Annotated in this window: 14 protein-coding genes; 10 read left to right on the top strand and 4 right to left on the bottom strand. The window is 71.5% G+C overall.

The window, feature by feature from the left end; translation table 11 throughout:
• The first annotated feature begins 167 nt into the window (after positions 1 to 167).
• Entirely contained in the window at positions 168 to 1,310 is a 1,143-nt protein-coding gene (locus ACWGIF_RS30330) for an alpha/beta hydrolase family protein (RefSeq protein WP_453502252.1), read from the top strand.
• Positions 1,311 to 1,716: 406 nt separating this feature from the next.
• Here the strand turns inward: ACWGIF_RS30330 and ACWGIF_RS30325 are convergent, their stop codons facing one another.
• From ACWGIF_RS30325 to cutA, 3 genes are all read right to left on the bottom strand, one after another.
• Positions 1,717 to 2,343 (bottom strand): FUSC family protein, encoded by a 627-nt coding sequence (locus ACWGIF_RS30325; protein ID WP_453502251.1) that lies wholly within the window; start codon positions 2,341 to 2,343, stop codon positions 1,717 to 1,719.
• A gap of 200 nt (positions 2,344 to 2,543) precedes the next feature.
• Positions 2,544 to 4,976, bottom strand: coding sequence for a SpoIIE family protein phosphatase (locus ACWGIF_RS30320; protein ID WP_453502250.1), 2,433 nt, complete (start codon positions 4,974 to 4,976; stop codon positions 2,544 to 2,546).
• A gap of 217 nt (positions 4,977 to 5,193) precedes the next feature.
• Positions 5,194 to 5,517: a divalent-cation tolerance protein CutA gene (cutA, locus tag ACWGIF_RS30315; protein WP_453502249.1), complete on the bottom strand. Its 324-nt coding sequence runs from the start codon at positions 5,515 to 5,517 to the stop codon at positions 5,194 to 5,196.
• Between the two features lie 379 nt (positions 5,518 to 5,896).
• On the opposite strand from cutA, the gene ACWGIF_RS30310 reads away from it, so the two are divergent.
• The 9 genes from ACWGIF_RS30310 to ACWGIF_RS30270 all read left to right on the top strand — a co-directional run bounded on the left by ACWGIF_RS30310 (position 5,897) and on the right by ACWGIF_RS30270 (position 17,523).
• Positions 5,897 to 6,193: an SHOCT domain-containing protein gene (locus ACWGIF_RS30310; RefSeq protein ID WP_453502247.1), complete on the top strand. Its 297-nt coding sequence runs from the start codon at positions 5,897 to 5,899 to the stop codon at positions 6,191 to 6,193.
• A 37-nt stretch (positions 6,194 to 6,230) separates the two neighbouring features.
• Entirely contained in the window at positions 6,231 to 7,664 is a 1,434-nt protein-coding gene (locus tag ACWGIF_RS30305; protein ID WP_453502246.1) for a chloride channel protein, read from the top strand.
• Between the two features lie 121 nt (positions 7,665 to 7,785).
• On the top strand, positions 7,786 to 9,333 hold the full coding sequence (locus ACWGIF_RS30300; RefSeq protein WP_453502244.1) for a gluconokinase, GntK/IdnK-type: 1,548 nt from the start codon (positions 7,786 to 7,788) through the stop codon (positions 9,331 to 9,333).
• Between the two features lie 32 nt (positions 9,334 to 9,365).
• Complete coding sequence (locus ACWGIF_RS30295) at positions 9,366 to 10,289, top strand: cyclase family protein (RefSeq protein ID WP_453502242.1); 924 nt, start codon at positions 9,366 to 9,368, stop codon at positions 10,287 to 10,289.
• 141 nt (positions 10,290 to 10,430) lie between these two features.
• The gene (locus tag ACWGIF_RS30290; protein WP_453502241.1) at positions 10,431 to 12,011 is read left to right on the top strand and encodes a GMC oxidoreductase; all 1,581 of its coding nucleotides are present in this window, start codon (positions 10,431 to 10,433) and stop codon (positions 12,009 to 12,011) included.
• Between the two features lie 198 nt (positions 12,012 to 12,209).
• Positions 12,210 to 13,019 (top strand): SDR family oxidoreductase, encoded by an 810-nt coding sequence (locus ACWGIF_RS30285; RefSeq protein WP_453502273.1) that lies wholly within the window; start codon positions 12,210 to 12,212, stop codon positions 13,017 to 13,019.
• Positions 13,020 to 13,057: 38 nt separating this feature from the next.
• Positions 13,058 to 14,590, top strand: a complete 1,533-nt coding sequence (locus ACWGIF_RS30280; RefSeq protein WP_453502239.1) for a cytochrome ubiquinol oxidase subunit I — start codon at positions 13,058 to 13,060, stop codon at positions 14,588 to 14,590.
• The gene (locus ACWGIF_RS30275) at positions 14,590 to 15,642 is read left to right on the top strand and encodes a cytochrome d ubiquinol oxidase subunit II (protein ID WP_453502237.1); all 1,053 of its coding nucleotides are present in this window, start codon (positions 14,590 to 14,592) and stop codon (positions 15,640 to 15,642) included. The genes ACWGIF_RS30280 and ACWGIF_RS30275 overlap by 1 nt, the downstream gene beginning before the upstream one ends.
• Positions 15,643 to 15,756: 114 nt before the next feature.
• Complete coding sequence (locus tag ACWGIF_RS30270) at positions 15,757 to 17,523, top strand: cation:proton antiporter (RefSeq protein ID WP_453502235.1); 1,767 nt, start codon at positions 15,757 to 15,759, stop codon at positions 17,521 to 17,523.
• Here ACWGIF_RS30270 and ACWGIF_RS30265 read toward each other — a convergent pair.
• Positions 17,520 to 19,367 (bottom strand): glycoside hydrolase family 15 protein, encoded by a 1,848-nt coding sequence (locus tag ACWGIF_RS30265; RefSeq protein WP_453502233.1) that lies wholly within the window; start codon positions 19,365 to 19,367, stop codon positions 17,520 to 17,522. The two genes, ACWGIF_RS30270 and ACWGIF_RS30265, sit on opposite strands and share 4 nt — an antisense overlap.
• Between the last annotated feature and the right edge of the window lie 140 nt (positions 19,368 to 19,507).

Below are 19,507 nucleotides of genomic sequence, written 5' to 3'. Positions count from 1 at the left end.
CCAGAACCTCACCGCACCTCGGGGATGGACTCAACCCGGGGATGTACGGCGGCCGTCGACGTACATCCCCGAGCCGATGGCAGCAGCTCGTGCCCGGCATACGTTCGAGGCATCGGCCCGCACCGGGCGGGCCGGACGCCACACGAGACATCGACGGAGACCACTCGATGCGACGACGCTTGTTCCTGGCCGGTGCCGCCCTTGCCGCGGCTCTGGCGGGCACCTTCTCCACCGCGACGGCCCATGCCGACACCCGCCCGGTACAACTCCCCAGGACCGTTCTCGTGTTGCCCACGCCGTCCGGGCACCACCCGGTCGGCAGGGCCACCTTCCCTCTCAAGGACGAGAACCGGGCCGACCCATGGGTCCCCTCGGAGAAGCGGGAGCTGATGCTCTCCCTCTGGTACCCGGCCGTCAGGCCCTCGGCCACGCCAGCGCCCTACATGACGGCCGGGGAGTCCGAGCAGTACGTGGCGGCCGGCGGACTGGACCTGCCGGCCGACCTGTTCACCAAGGTGGCGACCTACGCGACGGTGGACGCCACACCGGTGAGGGTCCGCGGCGGGCTGCCCCTCGTCATCCTGTCACCGGGCTTCGGCATGCCACGCGCCACCCTCACCGGCCTCGCCGAGGAGTTCGCGGCCCGCGGCTACGCCGTCGCCGCCGTCGGACACAACTACGAGGCGGACGGCATCTCGTTCCCCGACGGCCGCACCACCTCCTGCCTGGCGTGCGTGGACAAGGACTACCCCAAGGTCGGGGCCGTGCGCGCAGAGGACATCTCCTTCGTGATCGACGAGCTCACCGGCGCCCGGCCGGCCTGGAAGCGCGGCGCGCCCATCGATCCCGACCGCATCGCCGTCGTCGGGCACTCGGCCGGCGGCTTCAGCACGATCCCGGCCATGCTGCGCGACCCGCGCGTCAAGGCGGCGGTCAACATGGACGGCAACTTCCGGTTCCCCAACGCCACTCCCCTGGACCGGCCGTTCCTGATGCTCGGCCAGCCCGGCCACGTACCCGGCGGCACCGACCCCAGCTGGGACGAGACCTGGACCGAACTGACCGGATGGAAGCGCTGGCTGAGCGTCGACGACACCGGGCACCTGTCCTTCACCGACCTGGCACCCCTCGCCAAGCAGCTGGGCATGCCGCTCCAGCGACTGGACGGCGACCGCGCCGACACCGTCACCAGGACCTACCTGACGGCGTTCGTCGACACCCATGTGCGCGGACGGAACACCCCGCTGCTGGACCGCCCGACAGTGCGCTTCCCGGAAGTGCGCTTCCACCGCCCGGGTGGCACGGGCTGACCGCGCCCGGGCGCGGTCAGCCCGTCGGCGGGCCGAGGTGGTCGGCCAGCGCTTCGTGGGTGAGGTGCAGTCCGGCCCGCAGGACGGCGTCGCGTCGCGCGGGATGGGACCCGCGGTGCGCCCGTTCCAGCTCAAGGGCGCGGTGCAGTCCTCGCCGCGCAGGGCGGCGCCCAGGGTGCTCGCCGTCGCGTCGATCAGCGGGGCCACGGCCAGCACCGCCTCGTCGGGTCCGGCCGCAGTGCCTCCCGCCCGGTCCTCGCCGGCCGTCCGGGTCTCCAGCTCCCGCGTGAGGAACAGCAGGGCGGGCGCCGTCCGCGCTGCCAGCAGCAGGCGGGGCGGAGGGTGTCCGCCGCCCCGACGGGAGGTTTCCGGGGCGGCAGGAGCAGCGTGCGGCCCGTCCTGCGCTTCAAGGTGGTGGCGAGCTCGTGCGGACGGTGCCACAGGGCGAGGGTTCGGCGGGACCGGGGCCCGCCTGCTGCCCGCCGAGGGCGAGGGCGGCGATCCGCTCCATGCGGACGCGCAGTCCGGCGCGATACGCGTCCAGTCCGGCCGCAGCGTCCCGGTAGGGGTCCGGGGGCCAGAGCAGCGGGCCCAGCAGCGCCACGACGGCGATGCCGACGACGCTCTCCACCAGCCGGACCAGGGGGTACCCGGGCTCCGCGGTGGCGTAGATCATCAAGGCGGTGATCAGCACCTGCTGATTGGGGGAGCCCACCTGGCCCAGCAGGTACATGCCGGCGCAGCCGCACACCAGCACGATCAGGAACGACACGGAGCCGGTCGGCAGCCGGTGCAGGACGGCCACGCTCAGCAGCACGCCGACGACCACCCCCACCAGCCGTTGCAGGGCCAGCCGGGGCGCCTCGAACACGTCCTGGCGCAGGATCAGGACGGCGGGCAGGGCAGCCGGCACCGGGTCGGCGGTCGTACCGAGCCACAGGCACACGTACCAGGGGACGGCGGCGCACACCACCAGCCGGGCGGCCGGTGCGAGACGCGCATCGAGGGCGCGCCTGCCTCGCAGTGCGGACATCCCTGACTTGCAGCACACGTAGGGGCACGTCCCCCGAGCGGCCGTGCCCCGCGACCGGTGGCGTCAGCCGGCATCTGCCCGACCGCGCCCGGGGCGCGGGCCTTGTGGCCGGGCCGTCGGGGCTCTCGTCGGTGCAGGACGGCCCACAGCTCCATTTCGTGGTCCGTCCCCGCGAACCAGGCGGGCTCTCGTCCTCTGCGTCAGCCGCTCGCGCCGCGCCAGGGGATCTCCGCCCACACCTGCTTGCCGCCGCTGAGCGGCACCGAGCCCCAGGCCATCGTCGTCGCCTCGACGATGAGCAGCCCGCGACCGCCGGTCGACTCCCAGCTCACCGACACCGGTTTGACGGGGCTGCGCGGCGACGCGTCGTTCACTGCGATCCGCAGCCGGTCCGTCGACAGGGTCAGATCCATCCCCACCTCGCCCTGGGTGTGCGCGACGGCGTTGGTGACCAGCTCGGACACGACCAGCAGAGCCGCGTCGAGTTCCTCCACCACTCCCCAGGCCCGAAGGGTGCGCGCGGTGAAGCGGCGCGCGTGCAGAACCGCCTTGGGCAGCCGCCACACCGTCCAGTGGCTCCGCAACGGCCGGCCCCGTGTCCCGTCGTAGCGCAGCAACAGCAAGGCCACGTCGTCGTCGCGGCGGCCCACCCCGAAGACCAACTCGTCGGCCACCCCTCCGGCATCGACCGGGTCGGCCGCGGAGAGTACGTCGCGCACCCGCCGCATGCCCTCCTCCAGAGGCAGCCTGGCGGATTCGACCAGGCCGTCCGTCAGCAGCACGAGCAGGGTGCCGGGGAGGAGCCCCACCTCGGTCATGGGGAACTCGGCCTCCGCGAGCACCCCCAGGGGAGGCCCACCCTCGACCACCATTTCCTCGGTGGCCCCGTCGGGATGGCGCAGGATCGGCGGGAGGTGGCCGGCCCGTACGACCCGGGCGATGCCCTCCTCCATGTCCAGGTCCACATACCCACACGTGGCGAACAGGTCGGTCTCCATGCCGACGAGCAGGCGGTTGGCCCGCGCGACCACCACATCGGGCGGGTGGCCCTCCACCGCGTAGGCCCTGACCGCCGTCCGCATCTGGCCCATGATGGTGGCGGCTCCCGCGCTGTGCCCCTGTACGTCCCCGATGACGAACGCCACGTGACTGTCACTGAGCGGAATGACGTCATACCAGTCGCCGCCGACCTCCAGTCCCGCCGTCGCGGGCAGGTAGCGGGCGACGGCGATGCCGCCCGGCAGCTCCGGGAGCTTACGGGGCAGCAGACTGCGCTGGAGCATGGTGGCGAGTTCGTGCCCCGCGTCCAGTGCGTGGGCGCGTACCAGGGCCTGCCCCACCAGTCCGGCGGTCGCGGTCAGCAGCGACCGCTCCTCCGGCCCGAACCGGTGCTCCGCGTCCCACCCCACCAGACAGACGCCGACCATCCTGCCTTCGGCGGGCAGCGGCAGCACCGCGAGACCACCGGGCCCGACGCCCAGAAGGCCGGGTTCGAGAGCCGCGCCCGGCGGCCACAGACTCATGTGCCCCCCGCGCAGCGCGCTCTGCAGGGTGGGCAGGTCGCTGAGCGACACGTCGGGCCACTCGGACCGCCATTCGGAGCGCCAGGCCTCCGGCCAGGCATCGGGCTCCGGAGGGTCGAGGGCGGTGACGATGAGCCGCTCGGGCTCCAGTTCACCGACCGCGACCCGGGAGGCGCCGAGCGGCTCGCGCAGGGCGGCGACCACCAGCCGGCTGACCTCCCGGATGGTCGCTGCTCCCGCCAGCGTGGCCGACAGCCGCTGCACGACGGAGACCTCGTCGGCGCTGGGGCGCAGATAGGTGGCATCGGCCACCACACCCAGGACGCGCTGCGGTGTGCCACCGGAGTCCACCTCCACCCGGCACCGCAGCCCCAGCCAGCGCAGCTCGCCGTTCGGGCGGCGGATACGGAACGCCAGCTGCTGGCCGCCCGCGGCCAGCCGGTCCGGCTCCACGATCGCCATCAGTGCGGGCATGTCGTCGGGGACGGCGCAGGCGAGCAGGGTCTCCGCCTGCCCGTCGAAATGCTCGGGAGGCAGACCGAGCAGTTCCAGCACATGTGCGTGGGCCTCCATGCGGCCGGTGCTCAGTTCGAGGATGAACGCGCCGCCTTGGTGAGGCATCAGTGACTGACCCAGATGCGACTGCGGGGCTTTGCGATCGGCGAAGCGAGCGGCCACGGATTCGAGTCCGGCGGCCACCTGATCGGCGTAGAGCTCCAGGAGGCTGCGGTCGTCGGCGCTGAAGCCGTTGCCGACCTCCCCGGCGACGACCAGGCATCCGAGGTCCTGGTCTCCGTGTCCCAGGGGCAGCGCGCCCAGCGAGATCCTGGCCGGCGAGCTGGGGTCACCGTCCCGCACCCGGGTGGGGAAGTGGTGGGGGTCGTCCTCGATGAACGTGGCGAGTTCTTTGGGAGTGAGCCACAGCGGGCGGCCGGAGCGGAAGGCGTTGGCGGCGGGCGAATGGCTGGCCACGGCGAGGATCGCGGGCAGTCCGTAGAGGACTCCGCGGTTCCCGGTCAGTTCGGCCAGATGGAGCTCCCTGCCCTGGTCGGCGACCACGTAGACGGCGGCAAGCTCAGCCCCGCAGAACGCAAAGCGATGTCTGGTCACTGCCTGTACCGCCTCCTCCCGAGGCCACCCGCAGACCGCCCTGACTCCATGCTGTCGCGCCCCGGGCCGTTCGGGCGACTCGGAAGGCAGGACGACGGGTCGTGCGGCTTACGCTGCGTGCACGGTGACGGTGCGGATGCGGATGCGGATGCGGATGGCCACCCTCGGTGACCGGCGTACGGCGGGAGGGTCGGGGGCTGCAGAAGCGCGGCGACGACTAGCGTGCGGTGGTCTCCTGCACCGCCCACGCGAGGTACTCCTCGGAGGCGCCGGTCGCCGGCAGCACGATCCACTGCGGCACCTCGTACGGGTGGTGCTCGTGCACCCACTCCTTCAACGCGGCGACCCGCTCCGTGGTCGTCTGAAACGACAGCCGGTACTCCCTCTCGTGCTGCACGGCGTCCTTCCACCAGTAAAAGGAGGTCATCCGCGCGTCGATGTGCACCCCGGCCGTCAGCCGGGCCTCCACCGCGGCCCGCGCGATCTCGTACGCCTTGGCCTCGTCGTCCACGGTCGTCTGCGCAATCACGATGCTCGCCACGCTGGTCCTCCTCGATCGGGTGCAGCCGACCCTACCCACCAACCGCTGATCACCGGACAGTACTTCCGGTGGGTGACCCGTCACCTGCAGCCGATCACAGCGGGAGACGCGCTGCCCGGCGGCGGGGGCCGTGGGGAACGGGCGCGGCGCACCAGGTGGACGCCGCATCCGTGGGAGGAGGTCCGGACATGCGGAGCATCCGGCTGGATGTTGCAATGACTGGGGTGGGCTGCCCGTCGCCATGGGTCGTGGTGTCTTCCCCGGACCACGGCTGTGGGCCGGCCCGGGCGTGGCGGCGTGCCGGCGCAGTGCTGGTGGCGAGCGGCCGCATCCCCGTCCAGCCCCGTTCGACCCGTACACCTCTGGGAGATGAACGAACATGCCTGGACTCCTTCGTGGCGTCGCCCGCACAGCCGTGGTGGCCGGAACCGCGACCGCGGTATCGAACCGCGTTTCGCGGCGGCAGGCGGGCCGATGGGCACAGCAGAGCGAACAGCAACCGGCCTATCAGCAGCAGCCCCCGCCCGCCCCGGCGGCACCGCCCGCAGCCGCCGCGGCCCCCGCCGACGAGATGAGCGCCAAGATCGAGCAGCTCAAGCAGCTGGGCGACCTGAAGGCCCAAGGTGTGCTGACCGAGGAGGAGTTCGCGGCTCAGAAGGCCAGGCTCCTCGCTTGAGGCGGACGTCCGGAACCGAGAGGGGACAGGACACCTTATGACGGCGTCGGATCCACGCCCGGCAGGACCTTCCGAAGTGACACAGCCCGAAGAGGCGGACCGGCTGCGTGACCTGCTGCGCAGCCCCGGCTATTTCAAGGCACTCGTGTTCTGCGCCCTCATCGGTGTTCCGGTGTCGCTGATCGCCTTCTGGTTCCTGGTGGCGCTCCACGAGCTGGAGCACGTGATGTGGGACGCCCTGCCGGCGGCTCTGGGGTGGAGCGTCCCGCCGTGGTGGTGGCCGTTGCCGCTGCTGCTCGTGGCCGGCACGACGGTAGGGCTCCTGGTGACCCGCCTGCCCGGCGGGGGCGGCCACATCCCCGCCTCGGGACTCCACACGGGTGGTGTCTCGCCTGCGGCCCTGCCCGGCGTGGTCCTCGCCGCCCTGCTCAGCCTTCCCCTCGGCGCGACCCTGGGACCGGAGGCCCCCTTGATCGCCCTCGGCGGCGGCTTGGCGCTGCTCTTCAGGGATCTGGCGCGGGCGCCGGCGACCCCGCAGAGTACGGCGCTCCTGGGCGCGGCCGGAGCGGCGGCGGCGGTCGCGGTGATCTTCGGGAGCCCGCTGGTCGCGGCGGTGATCCTCATCGAGGTGGCCGGGGTGGGCGGGCCGCAGCTGTTCGCCGTCATGTTGCCCGCTCTGCTGTCGAGCGGGGTGGGCGCACTCGTGTTCACCGGCTTCGGCCGCTGGACCGGTTTCGATGCGCCCAGCCTCTCCGTGAAAATGGGCCTGCCCCTTCCGCAGCTCGATGCGGGGGACGTCATCTGGGCGGTCCTGATGGCCGTGGCCATCGGTGTCCTCATCCATCTGATCATGCACGGGGGGCGGCTGACCGCGCGGTTCGTCGCGAAGCGTCCTGTCGTTCACACCGCCCTGTGCGCCCTGGCAGCGGGCGCCTGCGCCGCCGTGTACGCGCTGACCACCGGCCGGTCGCCGGCGAACGTGGCGTCATCCGGCCAGGGGACGCTGAGCCGGCTGGCCGCCGATCCGCACAGCTGGGGGGTCGGGGCCCTGATCGCCGTGCTGCTCTGCACCAGCCTCGCCTATGCCCTGTGCCTGGGCAGCCTGCGCGGCGGCCCCGTGTTCCCGTCGCTGCTCCTGGGTGGCGTGGTGGGTGTGCTGCTCGCGCCCCTGCCGGGACTGGGGGTCGTACCGGCAATGGCCGCGGGCATGGCGGCCTCGACCGCCAGCGCCCTGCGGCTGCCGGTCAGCAGCATCGTGCTCGTCGTCCTGGTGCTCGACAGCGCCGCCATGACCCCTGTGGTGGTCCTGGCGGCCGTCGTGGCCTTCGTGACGACCCAGTTGCTGCCGCGCGGCTCCGCACAGGCCCCGGTCGGCGGGCCCGCGGAGCCGCAGACCGCCCGTCCGCCCGCCCCGGGCACAACCGGTACGTCCGGCGCGTCCGGCGCGTCCGGCTCAGCCGACTCCGTCTGAGCAGCAGTTCCCGCCTCCGTCGCACGGTCACCGAAGTGCGCCGCGGCATGGGCGCGCCGAGAGTGGAAGTACCCGGCCGGCGGCCGCACGCGGGCCGGCCGTACTGCGCGAAGGAGGCCGTATGGCGCGTCACCACGCGCGGGAGCCCGTGCGAGCACCCGTACCGTCGCGCGGAGTCCGCACCGGCGAGATGCGTCCGGCCCCGTCCGGACGGGCCGAGCGGCAAGCCCCCGTGGCGAAGGCGCCGGCATCCGTGGTGGTCGTGACGGGCGTGTCGGGCTCGGGGAAGTCCACGGTGGCGCTGCTGCTGGCCGACCGGCTCGGCTGGGCCTTCCAGGACGCGGACGACCTCCACACGCGGGCGAACCGGGCCAGGATGGCGGCCGGCGAGGCCCTGTCCGACGAGGACAGGCGCCCTTGGCTGGCGGCGGTCGCGGCATGGATCGACGGGCGGATCGCCGAGCGGGAACCCGCGGTCCTCGCCTGCTCCGCGCTCAAGCGCGCCTACCGTGACCAACTGGCCGGAGGGCGGCCTGGAGTGCGGCTGGTCCACCTGCACGGTTCACGGCCACTCATCCGGTCCCGGCTGCTGGCCAGGGGCGGGCACTTCTTCCCCGCGCAGCTGCTGGACAGCCAGTTCGCCGATCTCCAGGAGCCGGAGCCCGACGAACACGCCTGCGTCGTGGATGTCGGCCAGCCCCCGGAAGCCGTTGCCGCAGCCGTCGTCGCATGGCTCGGTACGAGCACCGGCACGGCATCGGGAGAACAGTGGCGGCTGCGCCACGGCGCGCAGTCCGCGGAGGTGGTCGAGCTGGGCGGCGCCCTGCGCCTCTACGAGGTGGGCGGCCGGCCGCTCCTCGACGGATTCGCCGCCGGCGAGCGGATCACCGGCGGTCGCGGGCAGGTCCTCGTACCCTGGCCGAACCGGGTGGCCGGCGGACGCTATCGGTTCGGCGGCGAGAACCTGCAACTCCCGCTCACCGAACCGGAGAACGGCAACGCGATCCACGGCCTCCTGCGGTGGGTTCCGTGGCGGCTGCTCGCCCGCAGCGAGAACGCGGTCACGGTGGGCACCACGCTCTTCCCGCAGCCGGGATACCCGTACCGGCTGGAGGTCTCGGCCGAGTACCGGCTGGGCCCGGAGGGGCTCGAGACCACCGTCACCTCCACCAACCCGGGGGACTCCGCCGCTCCGTACGGCGTGGGCCAGCACCCCTATTTGACCGTGGGCACCGACCTGGTGGACAGCGCGCTGCTGACCGTGCCGGCCCGCTACCGTCTCCGCACCGACGAACACGGCCTGCCGATCGGTGAGGAGCCGGTCGAGGGCACGGCGTACGACTTCTGCACCGTCCGGCCCATCGGCCAGGAGCACCTGGACACCGCGTACACCGGTCTCGACCGGGACCCCGCCGGCCACTGCGCGGTACGCCTGGCGCATCCCTCGGGGAGCCGCGGCGTCGACGTACGGCTCCTCGAGGGCGTCCGGTACGTGCAGGTGTACACCGGGGACACGCTCTCGGAGCCCGGGCGGCGTCGGCGCGGTGTCGCCGTCGAGCCGATGTCCTGCCCGGCCGACGCCTTCCGAAGCGGCACGGCGCTCACCGTCCTGCAACCGGGCGACCGCCATGTCCTGCGATGGGGCCTGGCACCGTGGGGATCCTGGTGAGCGCGGACACCGGGCCTCTGACGCCGCAGCGCATGAGCGACGCAGCGTTTCGTGCGCTGTACGCGGAGCTGCGCGAGCGGAGCCCACGCACCCCCGACGACCTGCGCGGTGCGCTCGGCCACTTGACGCCCGAGCGCGTCGTGGCCGCCGCCGCCGAGGTCCGCTCCGGACGTACGGTGTCCCTCGCCGCGCCCATCGAACTTCTGCCCGGCCCCGACAATCCCGACCCGGCACGCCACCGGATGATCGCGCCCGCTGCCGGTGAGACCGGTGCGACCGGAGGCGACGGCCTGCACTTCGCGCGCGACCGCTTCGCGATGAACGTGCACGGGGACGCGGACAGTCATCTCGACGCGCTGTGCCATGTGCTGTTCGACGGGGAGCTCTACAACGGCGTGCCGGCGAGCAGTGTGACGTCCGAGGGCGCCGGTGCGCTCTCCGTCGAGGCCGTCCGGGACGGCATCGTCGGCCGTGGCGTGCTCCTGGACGTTCCACGGCTGCGGGGCGTGCCGTGGCTGGAGCCCGGGGACCACGTGACCGCCGCCGACCTGACCGCCGCGGAGGCGGCCCAAGGGGTCCGGGTCCGGCCGGGGGACGTGCTGTTCGTACGGGTGGGGCATCGCCCGCGGCGCCTGGAGTGCGGGGCGTGGAACGCCGCCCGGGTTCGGGCCGGCCTCCATCCCACGGCCGTCCGCTTCCTGGCCGAGCGGCAGGTCGCCGCGCTGGGCTCGGACGGCAACAACGACACCGCACCCAGCGCGGTGGACGGGGTCGGCTTTCCCGTGCACGTGCTGGCGGTGCACGCCATGGGACTGCATCTGATGGACTACCTGCAGTTCGAGGAGCTGACCCGGGCGTGCGCACGGGCGGGCCGGTGGTCCTTCCTGTGCGTGGTGGCCCCCCTCAGGCTTCCGTCGGCCACCGGCTCGCCCGTGAACCCGATCGCCGTTCTGTGAGGGCCGCGGACGCCCGTCCGGTCGCCGTACCCCAGGAGGAGGGATACGTTCGAAGGGGCGGGGTGGCTGCCGTGTCCAGGCGGCGCGCAGAGAGAGGGCGGGTGACAGGGCCGGCCCGCAAGCGCAAGGACGGTGGTCGCCGTGGGCGACTCCCCGCACTACGACGTCGTCATCATCGGCTCGGGCGCCGGCGGCGGTACGCTCGCCCACCGGCTCGCCCCTTCCGGTAAACGCGTGCTCATCCTCGAACGGGGTGACTACCTTCCCCGCGAGCGGGACAACTGGGACTCCACCGCGGTGTTCGTGAAGGGCAAGTACCGTGCCCCTGAGTTCTGGCTGGACAAACACGGCAACACCTTCCCACCCGAGGTCAACTACTACGTCGGGGGGAACACCAAGTTCTACGGCGCCGCCCTCTTCCGGCTGCGGCCCGAGGACTTCGGGGAGCTGCGCCACCACGCCGGGCTGTCGCCGGCCTGGCCGATCCGGTACGAGGACCTGGAGCCCTACTACACCGAGGCCGAGCACCTCTACCTGGTCCACGGGCGCCACGGGGAGGACCCGTGGGAAGGGCCGTACAGCGCCCAGTACGCCTACCCGCCGGTCGAGCACGAGCCGCGTATCCAGCAGTTGAGCGACGACCTGGAGAAGCGCGGACTTCACCCCTTCCACCTGCCCATCGGCGTCGACCTGCGGCAGGACGAGAACGGGCGGGCCACCAGCTCCAGCGTCTGCATCCGCTGGGACCGCGTGGACGGCTTCCCCTGCCTGGTGCGCGGCAAGTCGGACGCCCAGGTGATCTGCGTGGAGCCCGCCCTGCGGCACCCGAACGTCGAAATGATCACCAATGCCCGGGTGGTCCGGCTGGAGACCGACCCGACCGGACGCAGCGTCAGCAGCGTCCTGACCCGGAGCGAGGACGGGCTGCAGACTTCCTACACCGCGGACATCGTCGTCGTCGCCTGCGGGGCGGTGAACTCGGCGGCACTCCTCCTGGCCTCGGCCGACGACCGCCACCCCCGTGGGCTGGCGAACAGCTCCGACGTGGTCGGTCGGCACTACATGCGTCACAACAACCTTGCCCTGATGGCCATTTCGAAGGAACCGAACCACACCAGGTTCCAGAAGACCCTGGCCCTGCACGACTGGTACCTCGGCGCCGACGACTGGGACTACCCGCTCGGCGGCATCCAGATGCTCGGCAAGTCGGACGCCGACCAGATCCACGGTGAGGCGCCCCGCTGGGCGGGTGCCGTGACCCCCGACATGCCCTTCGAAGTGATGGCCCACCACGCGGTCGACTTCTGGCTGTGCGGCGAGGACCTTCCGCTCCCCGACAACCGGGTCACCGTCGACGGCGACGGCACCATCCGTCTCGTGCTCGACGAGAAGAACAACATCGCGGGGCTCCATCGGCTGCGGCACAGGCTCCAGGGCATGCTCGGCCATCTGGGGATGCACGAGCACCAGCTCCTGACGCGCAGCATCTATCTCCACAAGGGCATGCCGATCGGCGCCACGGCGCATCAGGCCGGCACCGTACGGTTCGGCGACGACCCGGCCACCTCCGCCCTGGACGTGAACTGCAAAGCACACGACCTCGAGAACCTGTACGTGGTCGACACGAGCTTCTTCCCGAGCATCGGCGCGGTCAATCCGTCCCTCACGGCGATCGCGAACGCCCTGCGGGTGGGCGACCACCTGGTGGAACGGCTGAGCTGATCCCGTAAGCCCGGTGTCTCCTCCGACCGGGGGTCGGTACTCGGCCGCGTGGCCCAAGACCGCCTCGCCCGGGACGCCGATCTCCGGAGAGGGTGCTTGGGTGGCGTTCGGACCCTGCCGGGCCGCGGTCCGGCGGGCCGGACCGGGCATGCGAGGAGGCAGTCGATCGTGAGTTCCACCGAGGGCGCACCGCGGGGAATGATCCCCGCTCACCTGCTCAAGGGTCAGAAAGCACTGGTCACCGGCGCCAACAGTGGAATCGGCAAGGCCACGGCCATCAGCCTGGGCCGGGCCGGCGCCGACGTGGTCGTGAACTACGTGGCCGGCGCGGAGGAAGCCGAAAAGGTGGTCGAGGAGATCACCTCGTTCGGCGTACGCGCCGCCGCGTATGAGGCGGACGTGTCCCAGGAGGACCAGGTCGTGGCCATGATGGACCGGATGGTCCAGGAGTTCGGCACGATCGACATCCTGGTCGCCAACGCCGGGCTGCAGCGCGACGCCCCGTTCGAGCAGATGACGCTCGCCCAGTGGCAGAAGGTGCTGGACGTCAACCTCACGGGCCAGTTCCTCTGCGCGCGGGAGGCGACGAAGGAGTTCCTGCGGCGCGGCGTCGTCCCCGAGGTGTCCCGTGCGGCCGGGAAGATCATCTGTATGAGTTCCGTCCACCAGATCATCCCCTGGGCGGGGCATGCGAACTACGCGTCCTCCAAGGGGGGCGTGCACATGCTGATGACGACCCTGGCCCAGGAACTCGCGCCCAAGAAGATCCGGGTGAACGCGATCGCTCCGGGAGCCATCAAGACACCGATCAACCGGGACGCGTGGGACACGGCGGAGGCCCGGGAGGATCTGCTCCGGCTGATCCCGTACAAGCGCATCGGCGATCCCGAGGACATCGCCTACGCGGCCGTGGCCCTCGCCTCCGACCTCCTGGACTACGTCGTGGGCACCACGCTCTACGTCGACGGCGGGATGACCCTCTTCCCCGGCTTCGCCACCGGCGGCTGACCCTCGTCCGACCGTCATCCCGAGCGCCGAAGGAACGTATGCACACCACGCTCCACCTGCTGGCGGCGGACGCCCCCGCCCAACTGCTCCCGGCCAGGCAGCTCATGGCGTTCACCCTCGCCTCCCACATCATCCTGGTGCCGATGGGGGTGGCGCTGCCGCTCATCACCCTCGTCATGCACTATCGCGGCCTGCGCCGCAAGGACGCCACGGCCCTGTTGCTGGCCCGGCGCTGGTCGGCGGTGATGGCCGTGCAGTTCGCGATCGGCGTCGTCACCGGCACCGTGCTGTCGTTCGAGTTCGGTCTGCTCTGGCCGGGGCTGATGGGCAGGTGGGGCGATGTCTTCGGCATCGGTTTCGGTATCGAGGCCTGGGCGTTCTTCCTCGAGGCGGTGCTCATCGCCATCTACCTGTACGGCTGGCGCAGGCTGAAGCCCCGCACGCACTTCCTCCTCGGGCTGCCGCTGCCGGCCACGGCGCTGCTCGGGGCCTTCGGCATCCTGGCCGCCAACTCGTGGATGAACACCCCGCAGGGGTTCACGCTCGACCCCCAGGGCAACCCGGTCGACGTGAACGTCTGGAAGGCCGTCTTCACGCCGATGTTCGGGCCTCAGTACTGGCATTTCGTGGTGGCGATGCTGGTGACGGCGGGCTACGTGGTGGCAGGCGTCTACGCCGTCGGATGGCTGCGCGGCCGCCGGGACCGCTACCACCGGCTCGGCTTCACGGTCCCCTTCACCATCGCGGCGGTTGCCACTCCGGTGCAGTTCGTACTGGGCGACTCGATCGCCCGGCAGGTGTTCCAGAAGCAGCCCGTGAAGTTCGCGGCGATGGAGATCGTCTGGGAGACCGACACCCATGTCCCGGAGTACCTCTTCGGCCGGCTCCATCCGGACGGCACCGTCTCCGGCGGCATCAAGGTCCCCCAGCTCGACTCCATCCTGGCCGGGTTCAGCCCCGACACCAAGGTGACCGGACTGGCCTCCGTACCGGCGAGCGACCGGCCGAACGCCACGCAGGCCACGATCGCCCACTGGGCCTTCGACATCATGGTCGGCATCGGCAGTGTGCTTCTGCTCCTCGCCCTCTGGTACGGCCTGGTCTGGCTGCGCCATCGCCGGCTGCCCCGCTCCAAGTGGTTCTACCGCAGCGCCGCGTGCGCCGGAGTCGGCTCCGTCGTCGCCGTCGAATGCGGCTGGATCACGACCGAGGTGGGGCGCCAGCCCTGGATCGTCTACCAGAACATGCGCGTCGCGGAGGCGGTGACCTCGACCCGCTCCACCACTCTGTGGATCATGTTCGGCCTGGTGGTCGTGGTGTACGTGTTCATCTTCGGGGCGTTCCTGATGGTCCTGCTGAAGATGCGCGAGCGCTGGCGCCTGGCGGACGAGCTGGCGGACGAGCTGGCGGACGAGCAGGCGAGCGGACGGACGGACGGGCGGACAGACGGGCGGACGGTGGAGGACCCGGAGGCGGTCACCCCCTACGGTCCGCGCCCACCCGTCCCGGCCGGCGACGCCCCGTCGCCCGGAGACAGCGGCTCCACTCCTTCCGGGGGCGGGGGAACGTGATGGCCGACCTCGTCGCCTTCGTGATGCTGCTCGCCGTGGCCGCGTACGCCTGCGCCGGCGGGACCGACTACGGGGCCGGGTTCTGGGACCTCACGGCCGGCGGGACCGAGCGCGGCAAGCGTCCCAGATGGCTGATCGACCATGCCATGGCGCCCGTGTGGGAGGTCAACAACGTCTGGCTGATCTTCGTCCTCGTCCTCATGTGGACCGGGTTCCCCGTGCTGTTCCAGACGGTGTTCACCGCGATGTGGCTCCCACTGGCGCTGGCCGCCCTCGGCATGGTCCTGCGCGGCGCCGGGTTCGCCCTGCGCAAACCCAGCCGCCGGCTCGCCCGGCGGCGCCTCTACGGCGCCGTGTTCGCCGTGGCGTCCCTGCTCACCCCGTTCTTCCTCGGGGCGGCCGTCGGCGCCATCGCCTCGGGCCGGGTCGCACCCGGTACCGAAGCGTCGGCGGACGCGTGGGCGACCCCTGCGTCCCTGATGTTCGGGCTCCTCACCGTCGCCGCGACCGCTCTCCTCGGCGCCGTGTTCCTGGCCGCCGACGCCGCACGCTTCGACGTGCCCGACCTCGTCGGCTACTTCCGGCTCCGCGCCCTGCTCAGCCTCGTCGTGGTCGCCCTGACGGCCGTGGGCGTGCTCCTCGTCACCCGCGGCGACGCGCCCCACGTCTGGCACGGACTGACCCACGGTGCGGGACTCGCCCTCGCGATCGTTTCCGCGGTGTTCTTCGCCGCCACGGGTTTTCTCGTGATGCGGGGAAAGACGCCCTGGGCGCGCTTCACCGCCGTCGGCATCGTCGCCGCGGCCGTCTTCGCCTGGGGGCTCGCACAGCGCCCCTACCTCATCCCCACGTCGCTGTCCGTGGCGGACGCCGCAGGCGATTCCCAGACGCTGGTCTGGCTTTCGGTCGTCAGTCTCGTGGCCCTGTTGCTCATCGCTCCGGCCGTCTTCCTCCTCTACTGGCTGGACACCCATGGCGAACTGGAGCCCCTCACCGACTCCGACCTGCGACGGACCGGCCTCACGCGCGGTGAGGTGGTCGACGGCGGCTGACCTCGCGGCGCCGCGCCGACCCCGCGGCCGCAACCCTGCCCACCGTCAGGAACCCTGCCGCCGGAATCTCGTCGAGTCCCCCATCGCGCCCGTGCGGCGAGGAAGGAAACCGCTGTGAGCGAGGACGACATCCTCCTCGGCATCGCCCTGATCGTGGCCCTGGCCGCCGCCTGCCAGATCCTCGCCGGCAAACTGCGGGTCCCCGCGCTGATCCTGCTGCTGCCGGTCGGCTTCGCCGCAGGCGCCCTGACCGACGTCATCCATCCTGACCAGCTGATCGGGGAGGAGTTCTCCGCGCTGGTGTCGCTGTCCGTGGCGGTGATCCTCTACGACGCCGGTCTCGGCCTCGACCTGCGCAACCTCACCGGCCAGACCCGCGCGGTCGTCGGCAGGCTGCTGCTCTTCGGCGTGGCCTTCACCTTCCTGGCCGTCTGTGCCGTCGCCCCGGCCCTGTTCAGCATGTCGCTCAGGGTGTCCGCGATGGTGGGCATGATCCTCGTCGTGTCGGGGCCCACGGTCGTGGGGCCCCTGCTCCAGTACGTGCGGCCGACGGACAAGGTGCGGCGCCTGCTGATCTGGGAGGGGACGCTGACCGACCCGATCGGCGCCATCCTGGGGGCACTCGTCTTCCACGCCATCGCCACGACGCACCAGATCGACATCGGCCGGGGCTACCAGATCGGCCAGTTCGTCATCAGCCTGGCCGTCGGTCTCGTCGGCGGAGGTGTGGGGGTCGCGCTCTTGTGGCTGACCCTGCGCGTGCTACGGCTCGGCGAGGCGCTCGGGACGCTGGCGCAACTGGCCACGGTGATCGCCGTGTCGGCGGGGTGTGACATCGTCCGCGACGACACCGGTCTGATCGCCGGGATCGTCATCGGTATGGCCGCGGCCAACATCCGCGGCTTCGACATGCCCGCGCGCCGGCCCTTCTTCGAGACACTGGTCCAGCTGATCATCGGGCTGCTGTTCATCTCCATCTCCTCCAGCGTCACCCCGGCCTCCCTGACGCCCGTGCTCCTTCCCACCCTCGTCCTCGTGGCCGTCCTCGTCCTCGTGGTCCGGCCGCTCGTGGCCTTCACCGCCACCATGGGCAAGGGCATGACCCTGGGGGAAAGGGCGTTCGCGGGATGGATGGCTCCTCGCGGCATCGTCGCGGCCTCGACCGCGGCGGCCTTCGCCGCGAGCCTCGTCCAACTGGGCCTGCGCGGCGCCTCCAAGATCCTCCCCATCACCTTCCTGGTGATCGTCTCGACGGTCGTGCTGTACGCCCTGACCGCCGGCCCCATGGCCCGACGGCTCGGCGTCGCCCGGCCGAACCTCACACGGCCCCTCCTCGTGGGCGGCGCCCCGTGGGCGATCGCACTGGGTAGAGCCCTGCTGTCGGCGGGGATCGATGTACAGATGTGGGCGGGCCTGGGCGAGGAACGCGAGCGGATCAAGGAAGCCGGTATCAAACTGGCCAGAGGAGACCTGCTGGCGACGGCCACCAACCCCCGGGCGCGGCTGGAGGGGGTCAACGCCGTCTTCCTGCTCACCGATGACGACGACTTCAACGCGCTCGCCTCGGTGGTGGTCGAGGACAACATCGAGGGCCCCGTCTACCGGGTGGGACCGCCCCACGAGAGCCACGGCGTCGTCGCGCCCTACACGGGCGGCGCCATCCTGTTCGGCGGCTCACTCGTCAGGCACGTCCTGGCGGCACGGTACGAGCAGGGCGCCCGGTTCCTGGTGCAGCCCGCCTCCGATCCGGTGCCGCCGGCACACGAGACGCTGTTCGTGGTCAGCGCCGACGGCCGGTTGGATCCGGTCGACGAGACGCAGGCCGTCAGCCCACGGGCGGGCGATCTCGTCGTTCTGCTCGGCCCCGTGCCGCCCGCCTAATCGACGCCCTGCCGCAGGCGGTTCAGGGTGTCGTCGAGCGTGATGGCCGCATCGATGAGCGCGAGATGGGTGAACGCCTGCGGAAAGTTGCCGAGCTGGCGACCCGTCAGGGCGATCTCCTCGGAGTACAGGCCCAGGTGGTTCGCGTACGTCATCATCTTCTCGAGCACGAGCCTGGCCTGATCGGCCCGCCCGGCCCGCGCCAGGGCGTCGACGTACATGAAGGTGCACAGGGAGAAGGTTCCCTCGGAGCCGCGCAGACCGTCGGGCGAGGCCTCGGGGTTGTAGCGGTAGACCAGGCTGTCGGTGACGAGTTCCCGGTCCATCGCGTCCAGGGTGGACGTCCACATCGGGTCGTCGGGAGTGATGAACCCGACCGTCGGCATCCGCAGCAGCGAGGAGTCGAGCACACCGCTGCCGTAGTGCTGGACGAATGCGCGGCGGCCCGGGTCCCAGCCCTTCGCCAGAACCTGCTCGTAGATGTTGTCGCGTTCGGCGGCCCAGCGGCCGCTCTCGGCCGGCCGGCCGTGGGCGACCGCCAGCCGCAGCGCCCGGTCGAACGCGACCCAGGACATCACCCGGCCGTAGGTGAAGTGCCGGCGCCCGCCGCGGGTCTCCCACAGCCCCTCACCGGCCTGGTCCCAGTGGTCCACGAGCCAGTCGAGCAGCGTGCGCAGCGAGGTCCAGCCCTGGATGTCCAGGTGGATGCCGTGCTGGTGGGCGAAGGAGATGCTGTCGAGTGCCTCACCGTAGATGTCCAGCTGCAACTGGGTCGCCGCGCCGTTGCCTATGCGCACCGGGGCGGATCCCTGGTACCCCTCCCAGTGGTCCAGGGTCTCTTCGTACAGGTCGGAGGAACCGTCCACCCGGTACATGATGTTCAGCGGGCCCGTGTCGGTGTCACGGCCGGCCTTCTCCTTGACCCGGTCCCCCAGCCAGCCGATGAACGCCCTCGCCTCGTCGGTGAACCCCAGCCCCAGCAGGGCGTACACGGAGAAGGACGCGTCACGGATCCAGGTGAACCGGTAGTCCCAGTTGCGCTCGCCGCCCAGTTGTTCCGGCAGCCCCGCCGTGGGGGCCGCCACCAGGGCGCCGCTGGGTGCGTACGTCATCAGCTTCAGTGTCACGGCGGAGCGCTCGACCGTCTCGCGCCACCGGCCCGTGTACCGGGACTGGCGGAGCCACGACCGCCAGTACTGCCTGGTGTCGTCGAAGAGTTCCTGGAACTCCGCGACGCGGATCTCGCGCGGCGGCCCCTCCGCGGCCGACTCCACGACCAGGCCCCGCTGCTGTCCGGCCTCCAGCGCGAACGAGACGTGCAGGTCGTGGTCGCCGATGAGGGCGTGCACCACCCGTTCGTCCTGTGGCTCCCGCACCACGTGGAGGGTGAGTTCGAGGTTGTCCGCAGCGAACACCGCTCCGTTCCGGGTGACGTGGAGGGTGTGGGGTCTGCGGCCGTAGTCGAACCGGGGGGCGATGTCGACTTCGAAGGTCATGCTGCCGCGCACGCAGCGGAGCATGCGGACCAGCCTGTGGCGGTCGGTGGCCGTCGTTCCGGTCACCGGCATGAAGTCGACCACCTCGCCGGCACCGGCCTCGGTCATGAACCGCGTCACGAGGATCGCGGTGTCCGGCAGGTACAACTGCTTCGTGGTGTACGTCCTGTCCGCCGGCCGGACGGTGAAGTGCCCGCCCTTCTCCCAGTCGAGAAGTGCCCCGAACACGCTGGGCGAGTCGAAACGCGGGCAGCAATACCAGTCGATCGTTCCGTCCGTGGTCACCAGGGCCGCGGTCTGCAGATCTCCGATCAGGCCGTGGTTTTCGATCAGCGGGTAGTCAGCCATGGGAGAGCCCCTTCCGACGCCACCCGGTCAGCTTAAGCACAGGATTCCGGCCGGGCCTCCTGGGCGGGCCTGCCCGGCCCGCCTGCGGGGCCTGCCGGGCCTGCCGGGCCTGCCCGGCAGGCCTCCCTCAGGCCGGGGGC

It is taken from the genome of Streptomyces sp. NPDC054849 (assembly GCF_053610945.1).
The sequence above is the reverse complement of the archived record's forward strand: the minus strand, read 5'-3'. Positions and strand labels throughout refer to the sequence as shown.